General features: G+C 58.6%; 6 protein-coding genes. 4 read left to right on the plus strand and 2 right to left on the minus strand.

Translation table 11 applies throughout. The features are described from left to right. Window positions 1-60: 60 nt before the first annotated feature. The gene (gene recQ, locus BMX80_RS14775) at window positions 61-2,190 is read right to left on the minus strand and encodes a DNA helicase RecQ (RefSeq protein ID WP_074869946.1); all 2,130 of its coding nucleotides are present in this window, start codon (window positions 2,188-2,190) and stop codon (window positions 61-63) included. A gap of 115 nt (window positions 2,191-2,305) precedes the next feature. On the opposite strand from recQ, the gene BMX80_RS14780 reads away from it, so the two are divergent. The 4 genes from BMX80_RS14780 to BMX80_RS14795 are packed head-to-tail and all read left to right on the plus strand — an operon-like array spanning window position 2,306 to window position 6,014. Next, window positions 2,306-2,890: a UPF0149 family protein gene (locus BMX80_RS14780; RefSeq protein WP_074869948.1), complete on the plus strand. Its 585-nt coding sequence runs from the start codon at window positions 2,306-2,308 to the stop codon at window positions 2,888-2,890. 17 nt (window positions 2,891-2,907) lie between these two features. Next, complete coding sequence (locus BMX80_RS14785; RefSeq protein WP_071870505.1) at window positions 2,908-3,303, plus strand: YbaN family protein; 396 nt, start codon at window positions 2,908-2,910, stop codon at window positions 3,301-3,303. 54 nt (window positions 3,304-3,357) lie between these two features. Beyond that, window positions 3,358-4,053, plus strand: coding sequence for a transglutaminase-like cysteine peptidase (locus BMX80_RS14790; RefSeq protein ID WP_074869951.1), 696 nt, complete (start codon window positions 3,358-3,360; stop codon window positions 4,051-4,053). A 14-nt stretch (window positions 4,054-4,067) separates the two neighbouring features. Continuing rightward, on the plus strand, window positions 4,068-6,014 hold the full coding sequence (locus tag BMX80_RS14795; RefSeq protein WP_074869954.1) for a bifunctional diguanylate cyclase/phosphodiesterase: 1,947 nt from the start codon (window positions 4,068-4,070) through the stop codon (window positions 6,012-6,014). Window positions 6,015-6,068: 54 nt separating this feature from the next. Here the strand turns inward: BMX80_RS14795 and BMX80_RS14800 are convergent, their stop codons facing one another. Further along, complete coding sequence (locus tag BMX80_RS14800; protein WP_074869958.1) at window positions 6,069-16,730, minus strand: retention module-containing protein; 10,662 nt, start codon at window positions 16,728-16,730, stop codon at window positions 6,069-6,071. Window positions 16,731-16,907: the final 177 nt, after the last annotated feature.

Genomic DNA, 16,907 nt, shown 5'->3' on the forward strand with positions numbered 1-16,907 from the left:
TGCTTTAAATTCAGCACAAAGGCAGCGTTGACGCCAATTTTTACCGGCACAGATACCGATTTAGTCGAGCAACTCCATGGCCAAGGCGCTGCGCACACAGTGCAACACACCGTCATTGACGCGACCGCCAAGCATCTCGCGCACCTGACTAACGCCGGGCAAGTCGCCATCACCGTCTAAGAAGGCGTCTTGAATCTCGCCCAGCAGGCTTTCTGGCAGGTCAATCGCCTGCTCTAGACTGAGCTGCCCGGCGCTGATCAGTTCGGCCAAATAACCGTACACGCTTTTCTCGCTGAGCTTTAGCTGCTCGGCCATTTGCGCAGGTGTCATGCCGGCACGCGCCAAGCACGCCAGCTCATGGCGCACGTCTTCGGTGCGCATCGCCGGAGCTTGGTTTTCATCCTGCAGCACGGCTAAGAAGGCCTCGCCGTAGCGGTCTAGCTTGCGCGCGCCAACGCCGCTGACTTGCGCCATATCCCGCAAGGTTTGCGGACGCATGCGGAGCATTTCCAGCAAGGTGGAATCGGGGAAGATTACATACGGCGGCACTGCGTGCTCTTCGGCCAGCTGCTTACGCAGGGCGCGCAAGGCTTCCCACTGACTGCGCTCTTCGGGGCGCACGAGGTCGCGCGCAGCGCTGCCTTTGCTGCCGCTGCGGGTGCTTTGCTTCACCTCGCGGCGCAGTTGCAGTTGGGTTTCACCACGCAGCAGTGGCCGGCAGGTGTCGCTTAAGCGCAAACCGCCGTAGGCGTCTAAATCGACATCGGCTAAGCCACGCGCCACCAGTTGGCGAAATACCCCACGCCATTCGTGCTCGGACAGCTGCTTGCCTTGGCCAAACACCGACAAGTGCTGATGGCCAAGACTGGCGACCTTGTCGGTTTGCTTACCGAGCAAAATATCCACCTGATGCCCCACACCATAGCGCTGGCCGCTGCGGTAGATGCTCGATAGCGCTAAGCGTGCCGCTTCGGTGGCGTCCCAAGTTTCTACCCCGTCGGTGCAAATATCGCAGTGCCCGCACGGCTCGGGCAGGGTTTCGCCGAAATATTCCAGCAGCGCTTGGCGGCGGCAGCGGGTTTCTTCACACAGGGCCAACATGGCGTCGAGTTTGTGCCGCTCGATGCGCTTATGGCGCTCGTCGCCTTCGCTGTTTTGCAGCATCTGCTTAAGAAACACCATGTCTTGCAGGCCGTAGGCCATCCACGCATCCGAGGGCAAGCCATCGCGGCCGGCACGGCCAGTTTCTTGGTAATAGGCTTCCAGCGACTTGGGCAAATCCAAGTGCGCGACAAAACGCACGTTGGGCTTATCGATACCCATGCCGAAGGCAATGGTCGCCACCATGATCAAGCCTTCTTCATTCAAGAAGCGCTTTTGGTGATACGAGCGCAGCTCGTTCGACAAACCGGCGTGATACGGCAATGCGGGATAGCCTTGCTCGGCCAAAAATGCCGCGACCTCCTCGACCTTCTTGCGCGACAGACAATAGACGATGCCGGCGTCGCCTTTGTGCTCGGCCAAAAAGCCCAGCAGCTGCTTGCGCGGCTGATCTTTAGTGGCGATGCGGTAAAAAATATTCGGCCGATCGAAGCTGGAGACAAACTGCGCCGCCTGCTGCAAATGCAAACGCTGGCGGATTTCTTCCTGCGTGCGCTGATCGGCGGTGGCGGTTAAGGCAATGCGTGGCACCTGCGGGAAGAGCTCGGCGAGCTGGCCCAGCTGCAAATACTCGGGGCGGAAATCATGCCCCCACTGCGACACACAGTGCGCTTCGTCGATGGCAAACAAGGCCAGCGGCACGGTTTCTAAAAACGCCAACATGCGTGGCTGCACTAAGCGCTCGGGGGCCAGATAGAGCATTTTCAGGCTGCCATCGCGAATGCGCTGGGCAATCTCGCGCTGCTCATCGGCGCTTTGCAGCGAGTTCAGCGCCGCCGCGGCCACACCGAGTTCGTCCAGCGTGGCGACTTGGTCTTCCATCAGGGCAATCAGCGGCGACACCACCACGCACAAACCATCACGCAGCAAGCCGGGAATCTGGTAGCACAGCGACTTGCCGCCGCCGGTGGGCATCAGCACGAGGGCATCACCGCCTTCGCTCACTTGGGCAATGATTTCCGCCTGCTGACCCCGAAAGGCGTCGTAGCCGAAAACCTCTTTAAGAACCGCTCGGGCTGCCTGACGCATGCCCCTCCCCTATGCTGGTGTGGCGCAAAAGTGGCGCATTATATGTCAGCGGCTTGGGCGCACGCGGCCTCTCGTCTACAATCCAAGCGTTTTCCCTTTGATGAGCGCACACCCCATGTCTTTTGCCGAGCAGCAAACACGCCTGCAAGCCTTTCTGGATGCCGATGATTTGCACGAAGAAGCGCTGGACTATATGGCCGCCCACGGTTTTTTAACCGCGTTGGCGATCTCCAGTGAAGAAGTACCAGAAGACGAGTGGCTCACCGCGCTGTTCGCCGAAGAACCCAACTACGCCAACCCGGCGGAAAAACAAGCCATCGAAGAAGCGCTGCGCAACTTGCTGCAGCACATCACTCGCGCGCTGGCCAGCGACGAAGACATGGAGCTGCCCTGCGATTTGGACTTAGGCGAAGAGCCCGATGACTCCGACCTGCGCGGCTGGTGCATTGGCTTTATGGAAGGCGTATTCCTGCGTGAAGAAGCCTGGTTCGAGCAAGCCGAAGAAGAAGTCAGCGAGCTGCTGCTACCGATCATGGTCGGTTCGGGCCTGTTTGATGAGCAGGAAGAGTTTGCCGAGATCGTCGATGACGTCGATTTGGTCGACGACATGGTCAGCCAGATTCCCGAAGTGCTCACCACTTTATTCCTGCTCTGCCAAGCGCCGGAAGAAAAACCCGCGCTGCTTAAACCGCGTCACTAAGCTCGCATCAGCGCGGCATGACGCCCCACCGCCCCCGCGAGCTGCGCCAACCTTGGCTACGTGCCTTGCTGTTTGGCTGCGGCTGGGTGTGCGTGGCGCTGGGCGTGCTGGGGATTTTCCTCCCCGGCTTGCCCACCACGCCGTTTCTACTCTTGGCTGCCGCGTGTTTTGTGCGTAGCTCCGAGCGTTTTTACCTATGGCTAGTGCAACACCCGCATCTGGGCCCATGGATTCGTGATTATTTAGACGGCAGCGGCATTCCGCGCAAAGCCAAGGTGTACACCTTGATCGTGTTGTGGAGCTGCATTGCCCTGTCGGCCTATCTGGTACAGCGCCCAGCCCTGTGGATCTTCATGGTGTTGGGCGGGCTGTGCGGCAGCTATTACATTCTTAAGCAGCCAACCCGCCGCTAACCACTGCCCGGCGATTGACCTACACTGACGGCAACCCGCTTAAACGGATTGCCCATGCCCGGCTTGCCCCTGCCCTCGCCAGCCTTATGCCTGCGCCTTGCTTGCGCAGCGGTGGCAACGTCGCTGGCCATGGGCTTAGTTGCCGAACGCGCGCCGCAGTGGGACTTCAGCCAAATCATCAGCCAAGCCCAGCGTTTGTATCAGGCCAGCCCGCGCAAAGTGGCTCGTTTAGAAGCGTGGCGCGACTTTATTGCCCGCAGCCACGCCTTGAGCGAAGAAGAAAAACTGCGCGCGGTAAACCGCTTCTTTAACGACTACCTGCTGTTTGCCAACGACGACCGCATCTGGGGCCAGAACGACTACTGGGCCAGCCCCGTGGAGGCCTTACTCAAAGGCGAAGCCGACTGCGAAGACTACTCGCTGGCCAAGTACTTCACCCTGCGCCAACTCGGGGTGCCCAGCGAACGCCTGCGCATTACCTACGTTAAAGCGCTGGAGCTTAACCAAGCGCACATGGTGCTCACCTACTACGCACCCGGCAGCCGCGAGCCGTTAGTACTCGACAACCTTATCGCGCAGATCAAACCCGCTTCGCAGCGGCGCGATTTGCTCCCTGTTTACGCATTCAATGCCGAGGGCCTGTGGTTACCCGGCCCCGACGGCGGGCGGCGCACCGGCGACAGTAAAAAGCTGGCGCGCTGGCAAGACCTGCTCGGCAAAATGCAGCGCGAAGGCTTTCCCCCCGAATAGGGGCAGGAGGACACATGTCACTGTTAAAGCAACTGTTTCTGGCCATTTGCTTATTTCTACTGGTCGCCTTTAGCGGCAGCTTTATTGTTGGGCTCGAGAACTCGCGCGGGCAGCACGTCGAACAGCTACGCTCGCACGCGCAAGATGCCGCCACGGCGCTGGGCTTATCGCTCACCCCGCACGTGGATGACCCGGCGATGATTGAAGTGATGGTCAACGCCATCTTCGACAGCGGCTACTTTGCCCGCATTGAAGTGCGCACCCTGCCCGACCGCAGCGTGTTGGTAGAGCGCGACCTAAGCGACAGCCGGATTACCGCACCGGATTGGTTTGTGCGTTTGGTTAACCTGCAAGCGCAAGGCGGTGACGCCATCATCATGCGCGGCTGGGAAGAAGCCGCCAGCGTGCATGTGGTCAGCCACCCGCAGTTTGCGCTGAACAAGCTCTGGCAAAGCGCCTTGGGCAGCCTGTTTTGGCTGGGTTTGTGCGGCCTAATCAGCGCGGTGATTGGCGGCTGGTTGCTGCGCTATCAACTGCGCCCGTTGGATTACATGGTGCGCCAAGCCCGCGCCATTACCCGCCGCGAATACTTACTGGCGCCGCAAATGCCCAGCCCGCCCGAGCTGCAACGCGTGGTGCAAGCCATGAACCAAATGGTCGGCAAGCTGAAAAGCCTGTTTGAAGAAGAAGCCGCCCGCAGCGAAGCCCTGCGCCGCCAAGCCTATCAAGACGAACTCACCGGCCTTGCCAATCGCCGCTGGTTTGATATGCAGCTCAAATCACTGCTCAACCCCGACGAGCACAAAGCCGGCGGTTTTTTACTGATCTTGCACCTCAATGATCTGGCTGGGTTGAATCAGCGCTTAGGCGGTAAGCCGGTCGATCAGCTGATTCAAAGCTTGGCGCAGGTGCTGGAACAACACGGCAAAGGCCCGCACCACCCCGGCTGGATGTGTGCGCGTTCGCGCGCTGGCGAACTGGCGCTGCTAGCCCCGGGCCTTGCCAGCGACGATGCCGAACAGCTCGCGACTATGCTCGCCGGGCACTGCGAAACCTTGCGCGAGCAAGGGCTTTCCGACTGCACCCCGGTGGCCTGGCTCGCCTTAGCCGCCATGCAGCCCGGCGAAACGCCCGCGCACGTGATGCAGCGTGCCGACCAAGCCCTGCAAGCGGCGCAAAGCCGCAGCGATCAACCTTGGGCCTTGGTGGAAGAACACAACCCCAACGCCGAGCGCGGGCAAAGCTACTGGCAAAACCGCTTGGAAAAAGCCCTGGAGCAAAACCTCATCCAGCTGTTCTTGCAGCCGGTGGTCAATTGCCACAACCGCGACTTGTTGCATGAAAAAGTGCTCGCCCGCTTGGACGATCAAGGCGATAGCGAACCGCTGAATGCCGGGCGCTTCCTGCCGTGGATCGAGCGCTTAGGGCTGGGTGCCGAACTCGACCGTTTGATGCTCGATAAAGTGCTGCAGCATTTGCAGTTTCATCAAGGCACCTTAGCCCTGAGCCTCTCGCCCGCCAGTGCACAACATGCCCCGGCCCGTGAACGGCTGATTGCGTTGCTGCAGCAACACCCCGAGGCGCGCAACCGTTTGGTGTTAGAAATGGATGAGCGCCACCTGCCACCCACCGATGCCCTGCTGGCGTTTGCCCGCCACCTGCGCTACTTGGGCGTGGGTTTGGGGATTCAGCACTTTGGCGGGCGCTTTAGCCTGATTGGCAACCTCACCCACATGGGCTTGGCGTACTTAAAGATCGATGGCAGCTATATCCACGGCATCGACCAAGAACCCGACCGTCACTTGTTCTTAGAGGCCATGCAACGCGCCGCGCGCAGCATCGACCTACCGCTGATTGCCGAAATGGTCGAAACCCCAGGCGAACTGGCCGTGCTTAAAGAGTTGGGCATTCAAGGGGCGACTGGCCGCTTGCTGGGCAAACCGCACCCCGAACAACACTAACCCACAATAAAGCGCCGCCCGAAGGCGGCGCTGCTGGTCAGTGGTGGATAAGCCTTACACGGTGTCGATGCGCAGTGAGCCATCATCCAGCATGCTTTGAATCACCGTATTCACATCCGTTGAGCTGTACAGCGTCGACAGATCCACCCCTTGCAGGGTAACGGTTTGGTCCTCATTGCCGCTTAAGTCACCCGTGCTGCTGGCATGAATCACGGTATCAGCACCAAAGGTGAAGTTCAGATAGCTATCCAAGGTGCTGGTAGTCTCGCCTTGGAAGAAGCTGGCAAAGTCCAGCGCATCACCTTCGCCAATACCGTCAAAGTCAGTAATCAACGTGCTACCTGTATGGCCAGCTTGCCAAACGAAGGTATCGCCACCAGCACCACCGGTAAGCTGGTCATTACCGCCTTTACCGATCAACACATCATCATTGGCACCCCCTAGCAGTGATTCCAGCGCCGCATTAGCGGCACTGCCCACCACCGTGTGTGGCATCAAGTCGCCATTGGCGGCAACCGCGATGGTCAACGTGGCGCTATCCATGTCGCCATCCTGATCAATCAGGGTGTAGGTAAAGGTTTCTGATTGAATGCCACTGACACCGCTCGGCGCTTGGTAAGTCCACGCGCCATCGGCGGCCAGACTAAACAGCCCGCCCAAGTCGGTGACAAAGCTCACGCCATCGGCATCCATTAGTTCCTCACCATGACTGCCGTGGGCCACCTTATACAGTCGTGCGCCATCCAACATCAGGTCAGTGGCACCATAAGGGTCAGCGCTTAATGGGTCGTTATTGGGGTCTAGCAGTAGGTTACCGCTGACCATATTAGGCCCAATAATCTGCCCATTCAGGCTGACATCATCAATCGTCAGTGCACTCTTGGAATCACTACCGCCACTGCCACTTTGGTCATCCAACGCAGCGAAGGCGACCGTAATTAGCCCAGCCACCCACGCCGATGGCAGCGTAATGCTGTGGGTTTGTACACCGGTTTGGCGCTGATAGCCCGTACCGCCACCAGCACCTAGGTTGTCGTCAGCAGAACTCAGCACATGAATAATCTGCTGTGTGCCGTTGCTGATGATCACAAAGCCGGCATCATCTTCCGGGTCGCTCTGTTTTTCGTTGCTGACAAAGTTCCATTTAAAGCTCAGCACATCACCACCTTGAGCGTGGATCTGCGTTTTAATCGCGGCACCCTCTTGCACGCTGTCGGCGCTATGCCCGTTATAGCTGTTCAGTGCGGCATTGAGCTGCGCTACGGTGACGCCCAAGAAGTTCGCCACCTGCGTAGCGCCGACTTCATCACCATCAGTACGCACCAGCGCGGAGCGGGTGCCGGAGATCACCAAACTGCTGTTGTAGCCGTTGTCCTGCACATGGCCAATGGTTTGCCAGCCTGCCAAGCCCAGCTCGAAATCACCCGAGGTGAGATTAGAGGATTGCTCCACATAGGCCTTGTTGTCGTAGGCAATCGGCACGCTGTCTTTAAGGCAAACCGTCAGATTGGCATCTGCCAGATCGCCATCGCTGTCTTTGACCTGATAGGTAAAGACCTCATCATGATCTGCCGTCACATTAAGCGGTGAGGTGTAGGTGTAAGCACCGGTTAGAACATTCACCACCAGCTTACCGCCCACAGCGGTATTGACCGTGACAAGGTTAGCCACCGCATCACTCGCGTTGTAAGTCACCCCAGCGTGAGTGACCGACACCAGCGCATTCAATGCGGCACCATCAGCGCCAAAGGTCACGTGATCGAACAAATTACCGCTAGCGACATTGCTCGACACCGTACCCACCAGCACGGCATTGAGCTGGCTTAAGTCGGTAACCACAATGCCATCCAGCTCGCTGCCGGCGCCAAAGCCGTTATAGGCCACAGGGTCTAGATTGGCTTGGGTGGCACCGCTGCCCATCCCTAAGGCGTAAGCCTTGATGTCATTGGTGTTGAGGAAGGCCTCCCAGGCTGCTTCTTCACTGGCATTGATGCCATCACCGCCAGAACCGCTCACCCCCGGCCACGTTGTGCTGGTATTGGGCTTCCCATCGGATAAGAAGTACGCCACGTTTTGTGCGCCGGGAATTTTCCCCGCGCTAACAAAGGCACTTTGCGCCGTCAGCAAGGCGGCATCGTAGTTGGTAGTGCCAGAGCCGGCGGTATCGCCAATGCTATTGATCAGCGCTAACGCATCACTGGCGCTCAGCCATACATCCGCTGAGCTTGAGGGCGTTGAGTCAGCCGAGTTATTAAAAGTGACCAAGCGCACGGCGACATCACCTAGGTCATCGTAAGCATTGATCAACTGCTGGATGGCATCTTTAGCCAAGGCTAAGCGGGTGCTGAAACCCGAAACATTGGGATTGGTGTCCATGCTGCCGGACATATCCAACACAATCATCACGTTGCTGTTAACCGCTGGCGGCTCTTGCAAGATGTGCTTGATATTGGCGGCCTCGGGCACATCGTCAATGATGCGAATGCTCAGGGTGGCCGACTGGCTGTCGGGGTTTACTGTGTCGTCATCGGTCAGCACTAGGCTGATGTTATCGAATAGGTCATTGGTGCCTTGGACTACGGCATGCCCCTCGTTATCCAGCAGGTCGTAGCGATAGTTCACCGTGCCGCCCTGCGCATTACCGGTATAGCCAGTAATGGTCAGGTGATTACCCAGTGTTGTGGTGATCTGGATATTGCTGCTTCCTGACGCTTGCAGCTGCGCCAAGCTGACGGTGACGCCCTCAATCTGCAACGTGGCAATGCCATCCGGCGCACTGATCTGGAAGTCGCCGGTAGCACTCACCGGGGTACCGACGGGGCTTGAACCATCGGCAAGATGCGCTTCGTTCACCACCGCATCACCGCCCTGTGCAGACGGGGTTAGGTCTTTAAAGGTGACCGGGTCGTCCACCCCATTGATGGTGATGGTGAGTTTTGCTGGATCGCTGTCGCCATCGCTGTCGGTCAGGGTGTAGTTGAACTGCTCTGTTAACGGCTCACCCGCACCGAGCATCTGTACCGCCGCCAAGTGCTGGCTCAGGGCATACGTCCACACACCATTGCCGCTGTGGCTCAGGGTGCCGTAATCCCCTTGGGTATCACTGAAATCAACCGTTGTTGGGCGATCAGCACCTTGGGTGTCGTTACTCAGCACATTGCCGCCGACCGAGGCGTCATCTGCGCTGAGCATGGCGCTGTCATCCCGCGCGGTCGGCACATCGTCGATAATCTGGATATCCAAACTCGCGCTGTCGCTATCACCATCGCTGTCCGTAGCCAGCACAGTGAACGACTCAACATGGTTGTTGGTGCCATTGCCTGCCGGGTGATCGCCTGCGTGAAGCAAGGCATAGGTGTAGCTCACAATGCCGGTACTCAGATCGACACCGGTAATGGTCAGCGCACCTTGTGGCGAAGGAATGGTTGGCAAGCTGGCCACCAGCGCACCGGCAGTAACCACCGGCACGCCATTGATGGTTAAGGTCTGCAAGCCGTCTGGCGCTGAAATGGCGAACTGGCCGCTAACCTCGGTGCTTTCTTTGCTGCTGTCTGAACCCAACGCTAAGTCGTCTTCATTGACGGTGTGTTCTGGCCCGCTCACATCCAGACCACGCACATACACCGGACGGTCGACGTTATCGATACACAGATGCAACTGGGCTTCGGCGTAGTCGCCATCGCTATCGACGATGCGGTAAGTAAACACCTCTTCGCTATCGGCCGGTACATCGCTGGGCGCCATGTACTGATACGAACCATCGCTGTGCACACGCAGCGTGCCGCCCAATGGGGTGGTCAGGGTGACCCACTCGCCTTCAGGCACGTTGATGCTGACCCAATCTTCTGCCGCACTGGGGTCTTGGTCGTAGGTTAGGCGCACCACCTGCACGGGCGCATCGGCGCCGGGCATATCGGCGGGCGCATCGGTGATCAAGTTGCCGCTCACTGGCTGCGGCAAAGTCCCTTGCAGGGCATCCGAGAGATCGTTGGCATCATCAACCAACAACACGGTGTCGCCACTGTTGCCCACTTTGGCCAACTCGGCAGTGCCACCGGGCAACTCAATGCCCACGGCGATCACATCCACGCCTTGGCTGTCGACAAAGCCCTGCCAACCGGCTGGCGCTTCATGGCCGCTGTTGGGCTGCCCATCGGAGAGGAAATACACCTTGTGCTGATAACCCGCCAACGCGGGGTTCAGCAGGTCGCCCTGCAATTCGCTTTGCGCCATGCTCAGCGGGTGCTCATAGCGGGTTAAGCCGCCATCGATGATCACGTTGTTGATCGCCGTAATGGCCGCTGCCGGATCGTTGGTTTCAATCAACAGCTGCGCATCGGTATCGAAGTCGATCACCCGCAGTTGCAGGTCGACGCCCATCGCGACATAACCGTTGATTAGGTTGGTTAAGGCCTCCTGCGCTAGGGCTAAGCGCGTGGTGGTGCCGCCATTACCATCGCTGATCGACCACTGCATGCTGCCCGAGGTATCGAGGATCAAGGTCAGGCTGACCGGCCCCAAGTGGGTTTCGTCCATGCAGTTGTGGTTGTCTTTGGCCACCGGGGTGTCGTCATCTACCTTAACCGTCAGACTGCCATCGACCGAATCACCGTCTTTGTCAGTCACCCGATAGGTGAATTCAAAGCGCTGGTTGTTTTCATTGCCCGCGTTACGGTGATCAACTGCGGCCACTTGCGTCACGCTGTAGTCGCCGGTGGCGCTATTGAGGGTCAAGGTGAGCACATGCTCGCTGCCTTGCAGTACGTGTAAGTCACCGTTGCCTTGCAGCTCATAGCTAAAGCCGTTCGGCGCACCATGGGTTAGCCACTGCACGGTTCCGGCGCCGTCTTCACCGAAGTCGTGCGACAAAGTGCCGGTGTCACGCAGCAGATCTGGGTCGTGATCGCCAACGCCACCGGGGTTACCGCCGGCAAGCGCATCGTCGTCCAGCCAAACGGTTTGATTGTTCGCCACGCTGGGGCCGTCATCTTTAAAGCCCAGCGCACCGCCCAAGTCGAGCCATGCGGTGGCGTTGTCACCGTCGTTATCGGTGACGGTGCCGCCTAGACGAATTAGGCCTTCATTGAGGGTTTTCAGCTCATCATGGTCGCTGGTGGGGTGCACAATCGCGCGCACTTGATCCAGCGTTACTGTGCCTGTGCCATTCACGCTAACGCGGAAGGCCACATCACCCGCGCTGCCGCCAACACGCCCGACCACTTCAGCACCATCCATATACAGGTAGATGGTCTGATTAGTTGCGGTATCGACTAAACCTGAATCCGTGCCGTCGACGGCCTCCAGCGCATAACCCATGCTCCGTAAACCATCGGCACCGGGCTGCACGGTGAAGGCGCCGCTGAAGTCAGCGCTGGCATCAATATGCAGGTGGGTTTCGTCAACCTGCAGCGCAATACCCCAGGTGACGGAGGTGCTCACGTCGTTGTAATCGAAGTCCGAGCGGTTGGTCAGGTCTTCCCAATTCTGGTTGCCCGGTGCAGCGGTGTCTTGCAGGTGCGAACCACCGGGGTTCAGGCTGGCATCACTGAACAGCACATGGGCGCCATCCTCACCTTGCAGGTAGGTGCTGCCGACCTTGGCTTGCCACTTTCCGCCGACCAGCTCGAAGGTGACTGGCGTGTCGTTAGCTAAGCTGGGGTGGTTACGCCCACCGTCGGGGATAATAAAGAAGCCCACCTCATTGGGATTTAAGCCATCGAGGCTCGCGGTATCACCCACGCTTTGGTCTTTCACGTCGGCCCAGATGATCTTCCCAGACAGCGGCGTGCCATCGGCCGCTTTGATGTAATAGCCGTAGCTGTTGTGGAAGCCCGCGTTGGTGCCTTGATAGGTCACATAGGATTGGCCATCCAAGGCACTGGCACTGATGGTCGGGGTGTCATCGTCAACATTGATATGCAAGGTGCCTGTGGCTTTGTCGCCGTCACCGTCGGTCACCTGATAGCCAATGTGCACATGGGCGTCGTTTTCATTGCCGCCTTCGGCATGCAACACCGGCTTAACCAAAGTGACGAGGTAGGCGCCGGTCGCCGGATCGGTCAACGCCACGGTCATGATGGGACCGCGCGCCGCAGAGCTGATCGTCAGGGTGTTGCTGCCACTGTCCCAGGTTGAACTGACCGCCTCTTGGCCTAACTGACTTGGCCCAGTAAGCACGATAGAGCCAAGGCCGTCTTCACCGGCAGCAAAGCTCAGCGTGCCGCTGACGGTAGTGGCTTGGCCGGGTACATCACCAATGCCGCCACTGATACCACCGGTTAAGCCTTCATCGTCCAGCTTGTTAGCCGCATAGGTATCGCCGGCGCTGGGGCCGTCGTCATCGAAGCGCACTTTATGGCCGATAGAGACTTCGTCATACGCGGTATCGCCATCGCCATCGGTCACGGTGATGGTGGCTTTGATCCACTGCCCTAAGGTCAGGGTGTCGTCGTGATCATTGCTGTTCGGATGCTTGAGCGACTCGTACTGCGCCACACTCAAGCGACCATTCTGATCGAGGTGCACGGCAAACACCGCCTCACCGCTGGCCACACGGCCGACCACCAAACCGCCCTCAAGGCTTAGCGTAATGGCTTGGCCGTCCGTGGTTTCTAGCGTGGTTGTGCCATCGCCAGCCACTTTCAGACCGTAGCTCCAGCTGGCGCCTTCTTCATCTTCGCCATAGCTAATGTGCTTATGCACACTGGGCAAGTCCTCATGGGCGTAGGCCAGCATGTCACTGGAAACATTACTGACACTAGCGAACAAGCTGGCCAAGTTGGCTACGTCGTCATTCTGCAAACCAGCGCTCTCATCGACCGTCACACTGGCATGGTTGCTATGAATCTGCGCCCAAGGGCCATCATCCTCAAAGCGTACGACCTGCCCGACCTGCACACTGTCGGTCGCTACATCACCATCCCCATCAGTCACGGTGACGACTACCGACAGCTTGCCGGCAAGGCTGACGGCCTCATCATGGCTATTGGTATCGGGGTGCTGTAAGGAGATGTACTGCGCGAGGCTGATATGTCCACTCTGGCTAACGGCCACGGCAAAGGCAGCCTGGCCATCGTAGGTACCGCCATCGACACGCCCCACCACCAGATCACCTTCGGTATACAGGCGAATCGTGTCGCCAGCGGTGGTTTTCAGCCCTGAATCGACACCCTCGCCGGCAATGCTCAAGCTCAGCAGCGTGGTGCCACCTTCGTCATCGGCGCCGTAACTGCTAGCGGCGGTGGTCACCAAGGCGGCAGAGCTCTTGGCATAGCGCGAGAAGAGGATATCGGTGCCATGATTCACAACGCCGGCAAACTCTGGCAGCGGCAGGAAAACGTCATCGTCACTGGGCTGCACCCAGAAGGTTTCGTCATGGGTGACGCTACCGCCCTGCTCGGTCAAGCCAATATCGGCGCTTGGGCCATCGTCTTCAAAGCGAATGGCTTGGCCAATCTGCACTCTGTCGGTATCGACATCGCCATCACCGTCAGTCACGGTGAGTACGGCGTTGACCTTGCCAGCCAGGCTGACTGCTTCGTCATAGCTACTGGTATCAGGGTGCTGGAGAGAAATGTACTGCACCATGCTGAGATGGCCGTTCTGCCCCAAGGCCACGGCAAAAGCCGCTTGACCATCGTAGTCGCCACCGTCCACACGACCGACCAACAAGCCTGCCTCAAGGTGCAATGTAATGGTGTCGCCTGCGGTGGTCTTCAGCCCAGAATCCACGCCATCACCGCCGACGATTTGCAGGCTGAGTTCACGCATTGCGCCTTCATCATCAGCGCCATAGTGAGTGCCGAAGGTCGACACCACAGGCGCCAAATTCAGCGCAAAGCCCGCAGGGCTTAAATCGCTACCGGGATTAGTGACACCGGCAAAGTTCGGCAGAGCGCCAAAGGTGTCGTTATCCCAATCTTGCGGGTTAAACCATGAGGTTAAGAAGTTTTGCGCACCGGCGCTTTCATCGTGGGTAGTGGTACCGATACCCCATGGTTTCAAAGACAAGTTGGCATGCGGGCCATCATCCTCAAACTTGAACACGCCATTGCCCAAGTCGATGCCAATGCTGGCGCTGTCGCCATCACCGTCAGTGGCGGTTTGCACGACTTGCAGCCAGTTGGCCTCTTGCAGGGTGAGCGCTGTCGAGTCGTCATCGTCGCTGCTATCGGGGTGCCAAATATTGTTCAGCAGCTGCAGGGTGATTTTCCCTGACGCGGGCTCAATGCTGATGGTGAAGTAGCTAACCCCACCGGCACTGCCGGTAATGGTGTTGCCGCTTTGATTGAGCACAATCGGCTCGCCACGGCCATAGCCGTCGCCATCGGCGGTGCTATGATCGCTCGGGTCGATGGCATACAGGCCAGAGGCAACATCTGCGCCTTCAAGGCTTAGGCTGTAGCGCACACTGCCTTCGGCGGCAGGGCCATCAGCACCAAAACTTGGCGCGGCAAACAAGCCTTCCACCGTCGAGCCGCTCAGCACTGCTTTGCTGATGCCGTCACCAAAGGGTGGGCGATAGCTTTCATCCACCGTCGCCATGGGCATTCCGGCCTCAGGATTAACGCCCACAACCGGCACATCATCTTCCACTTGGATGGTAAAACTACCCGGAGGGAAGCCACCCTCCAGCGGATCGCCATCACCATCTGTGGCTTGTAACAGGCCAGAAAAATCAATACCCAGCGCAGGCAGTTGTTCGCTGTCATCGCCGTTATTCTGCGGATGATCTAGCTGCGCCAATAAGGTGAAGGTGTAGCTGCCGTCGGCACCCACTGACAGCGTGAATACATCGTAGCCATCATCAACACTCAGCTGCGCTAAGGCTGGTCCATCTTGATCCCCGCCGCCTTGACTACCGACATAACCCACTAAAGTGCCATCAGGCTCAAAGCGGTATTGCAGCGCTTGCCCGCCCGAGGTCAGCCCTTGCTGCAGCAAGCTATCAACATTGCTCGACAGGGAAAAATCACCGGGGCCATCAGCACCGAAGTTAACCAACACACGCAGGGCACCCGCCTCACCTTTAGCGGTAATGGTTTGCGCTAGATCTACATCTTGACCGGGGCCATCGCTGTCTTCGTTATTGCCCTCAAACGGCGCGGTCATGGGGTCTGCACTGCTCAGTGCATCTTCATGCACCAAGCCGCTAACACTGGGCCGTAAGCTAATTGAGTTCTGTGCCGAGAACTCACCTTCATAATCCTCTTCAGAGGGTGGCTCGTAACCGGCCAAGGTCGGTACATCATCCTGCACGTTGATGGTAAAGGTACCCGCGGCAAAGCCATCGGGCAGGCTATCGCCGTCGCCATCGGTGGCTTGCAAGATGCTGGAGAAATCGATGCCTAAGCCAGACAACCACTCAGCATCGTTACCATCTTGTACGGGGTGATCTAATGGGCCGAGCAAGGTGAAGCTGTAGCTGCCATCGGCACCAATAGTGAGGGTAAAGACATCGTAATCACCGGCCTCAGTGCCAGTCACCGAGGCGGTTAAGGTGTTGCCCACCACGCTATACACAAGATCTTTGCCGGCAGACTTAAAGCCTTGTGCTTCCAGCTGACTGGTATCACTGAGCATGCGGAAGCTACCGGGGCCATCGGCGCCAAAGTTAACCAAGCTGAACAAAGTGCCCGCCGGGCCACTCAGGCCAATTTGTTGGCCAATATCATCATTACCCTCGTGCGGTGCGCCCGGTTGCATGAGCGCATCTTCATGCACAAAGCCGTTGAGGCCGCCCTCTTCGTTCTCTACCGGCAGCGGACCGTCATCATTCACCGCGATGGTTAAGGTGGCTTCGGGCGATACATCACCACTGCCATCGGTGACGCGCACTTGGAAGGGATCGAACACTTGGTCCGCCGCACCGCGATCACCGTCGCCATCGGTGGTGCTGTTATCGCTGTGCAAAATGCTGTTGCTGGTCAGGGTGTAAGTCCAGCTGCCATCGGGGTTAACCGAGAGCTCGCCGTATACGCCAGTAACGACAGTACCCGGCGCCGTAATAGCAATCCAATTACCGCCCGCATCCTGCACTTCCAAGAGGGCTAAGGTTTCGTTGCCGGTGTCGATGACAAAAGCGCCGGAGGTGGTCAGGGTGCCACCGCCGGTACCCGCAGGCAGTGCAGACTCATCGACCACATCGCCGTCCAGATTCAAATCGGGGGTGCTGACACTGGGAATGCTGTTATCCGGGTCAGGATCATCTTCTAGCGTCTCAATTTGCGCACCGATCGGCCCTGTGGGGTAGCCCACTTGCGGGTCTACTCGATCTGCCGTGGCATCCAGCAGCACAAAGCTGTGGCCACTGCCCGCACCACCGGGGGCGCCCGGTGCACCGGCGGCGGTTGGGCCGGCGGCGGTGGCTTCAGCCAGTTCGGTCGGGTCGGCACCAGCGGCGATGGCTGCTTGCAAGGCCTCGACTTCACTCTGCGCAGCGGCAGGGTCAACCGGCGTGCTCGCCGGCGCTTCTTGGCCAGATGGGCCCTGCGCCAAACTCAGCAAGCCATTGTCGAGGGTTAAGCTGTCACCGCGCCCCAAGGTGGCTTCGCCGCCGTTGCTCAGCGCGATACGCACGGCGCCACTGTCGGCGGTGATGATTTGTTCATTGAGATAAACACGGTCGCCTTCTGCCAGAAGACGACGCGATCCATCGCTGGCCTGTACGAAGACTTCGCCGATTACTTGGCTGACGACACCTACTTGCGTGGCCATGATCCGACCCTCCATCCGCATGCCCAAAGCCGCCTGCTGGCCTTTTAGCCACAGACGACATTGCATATTTAAAGGAGGGACAGATGCTCTACGCCGGGATACCGCTGACGCACTTCACCCCAACACAGCTGTTTACCAATGTTGGTGGCGAATCCTACGCATCAAGACCTCCCGTTC

Origin of the sequence: Atopomonas hussainii, from assembly GCF_900109735.1 — a bacterium.
Taxonomy (GTDB): domain Bacteria; phylum Pseudomonadota; class Gammaproteobacteria; order Pseudomonadales; family Pseudomonadaceae; genus Atopomonas; species Atopomonas hussainii.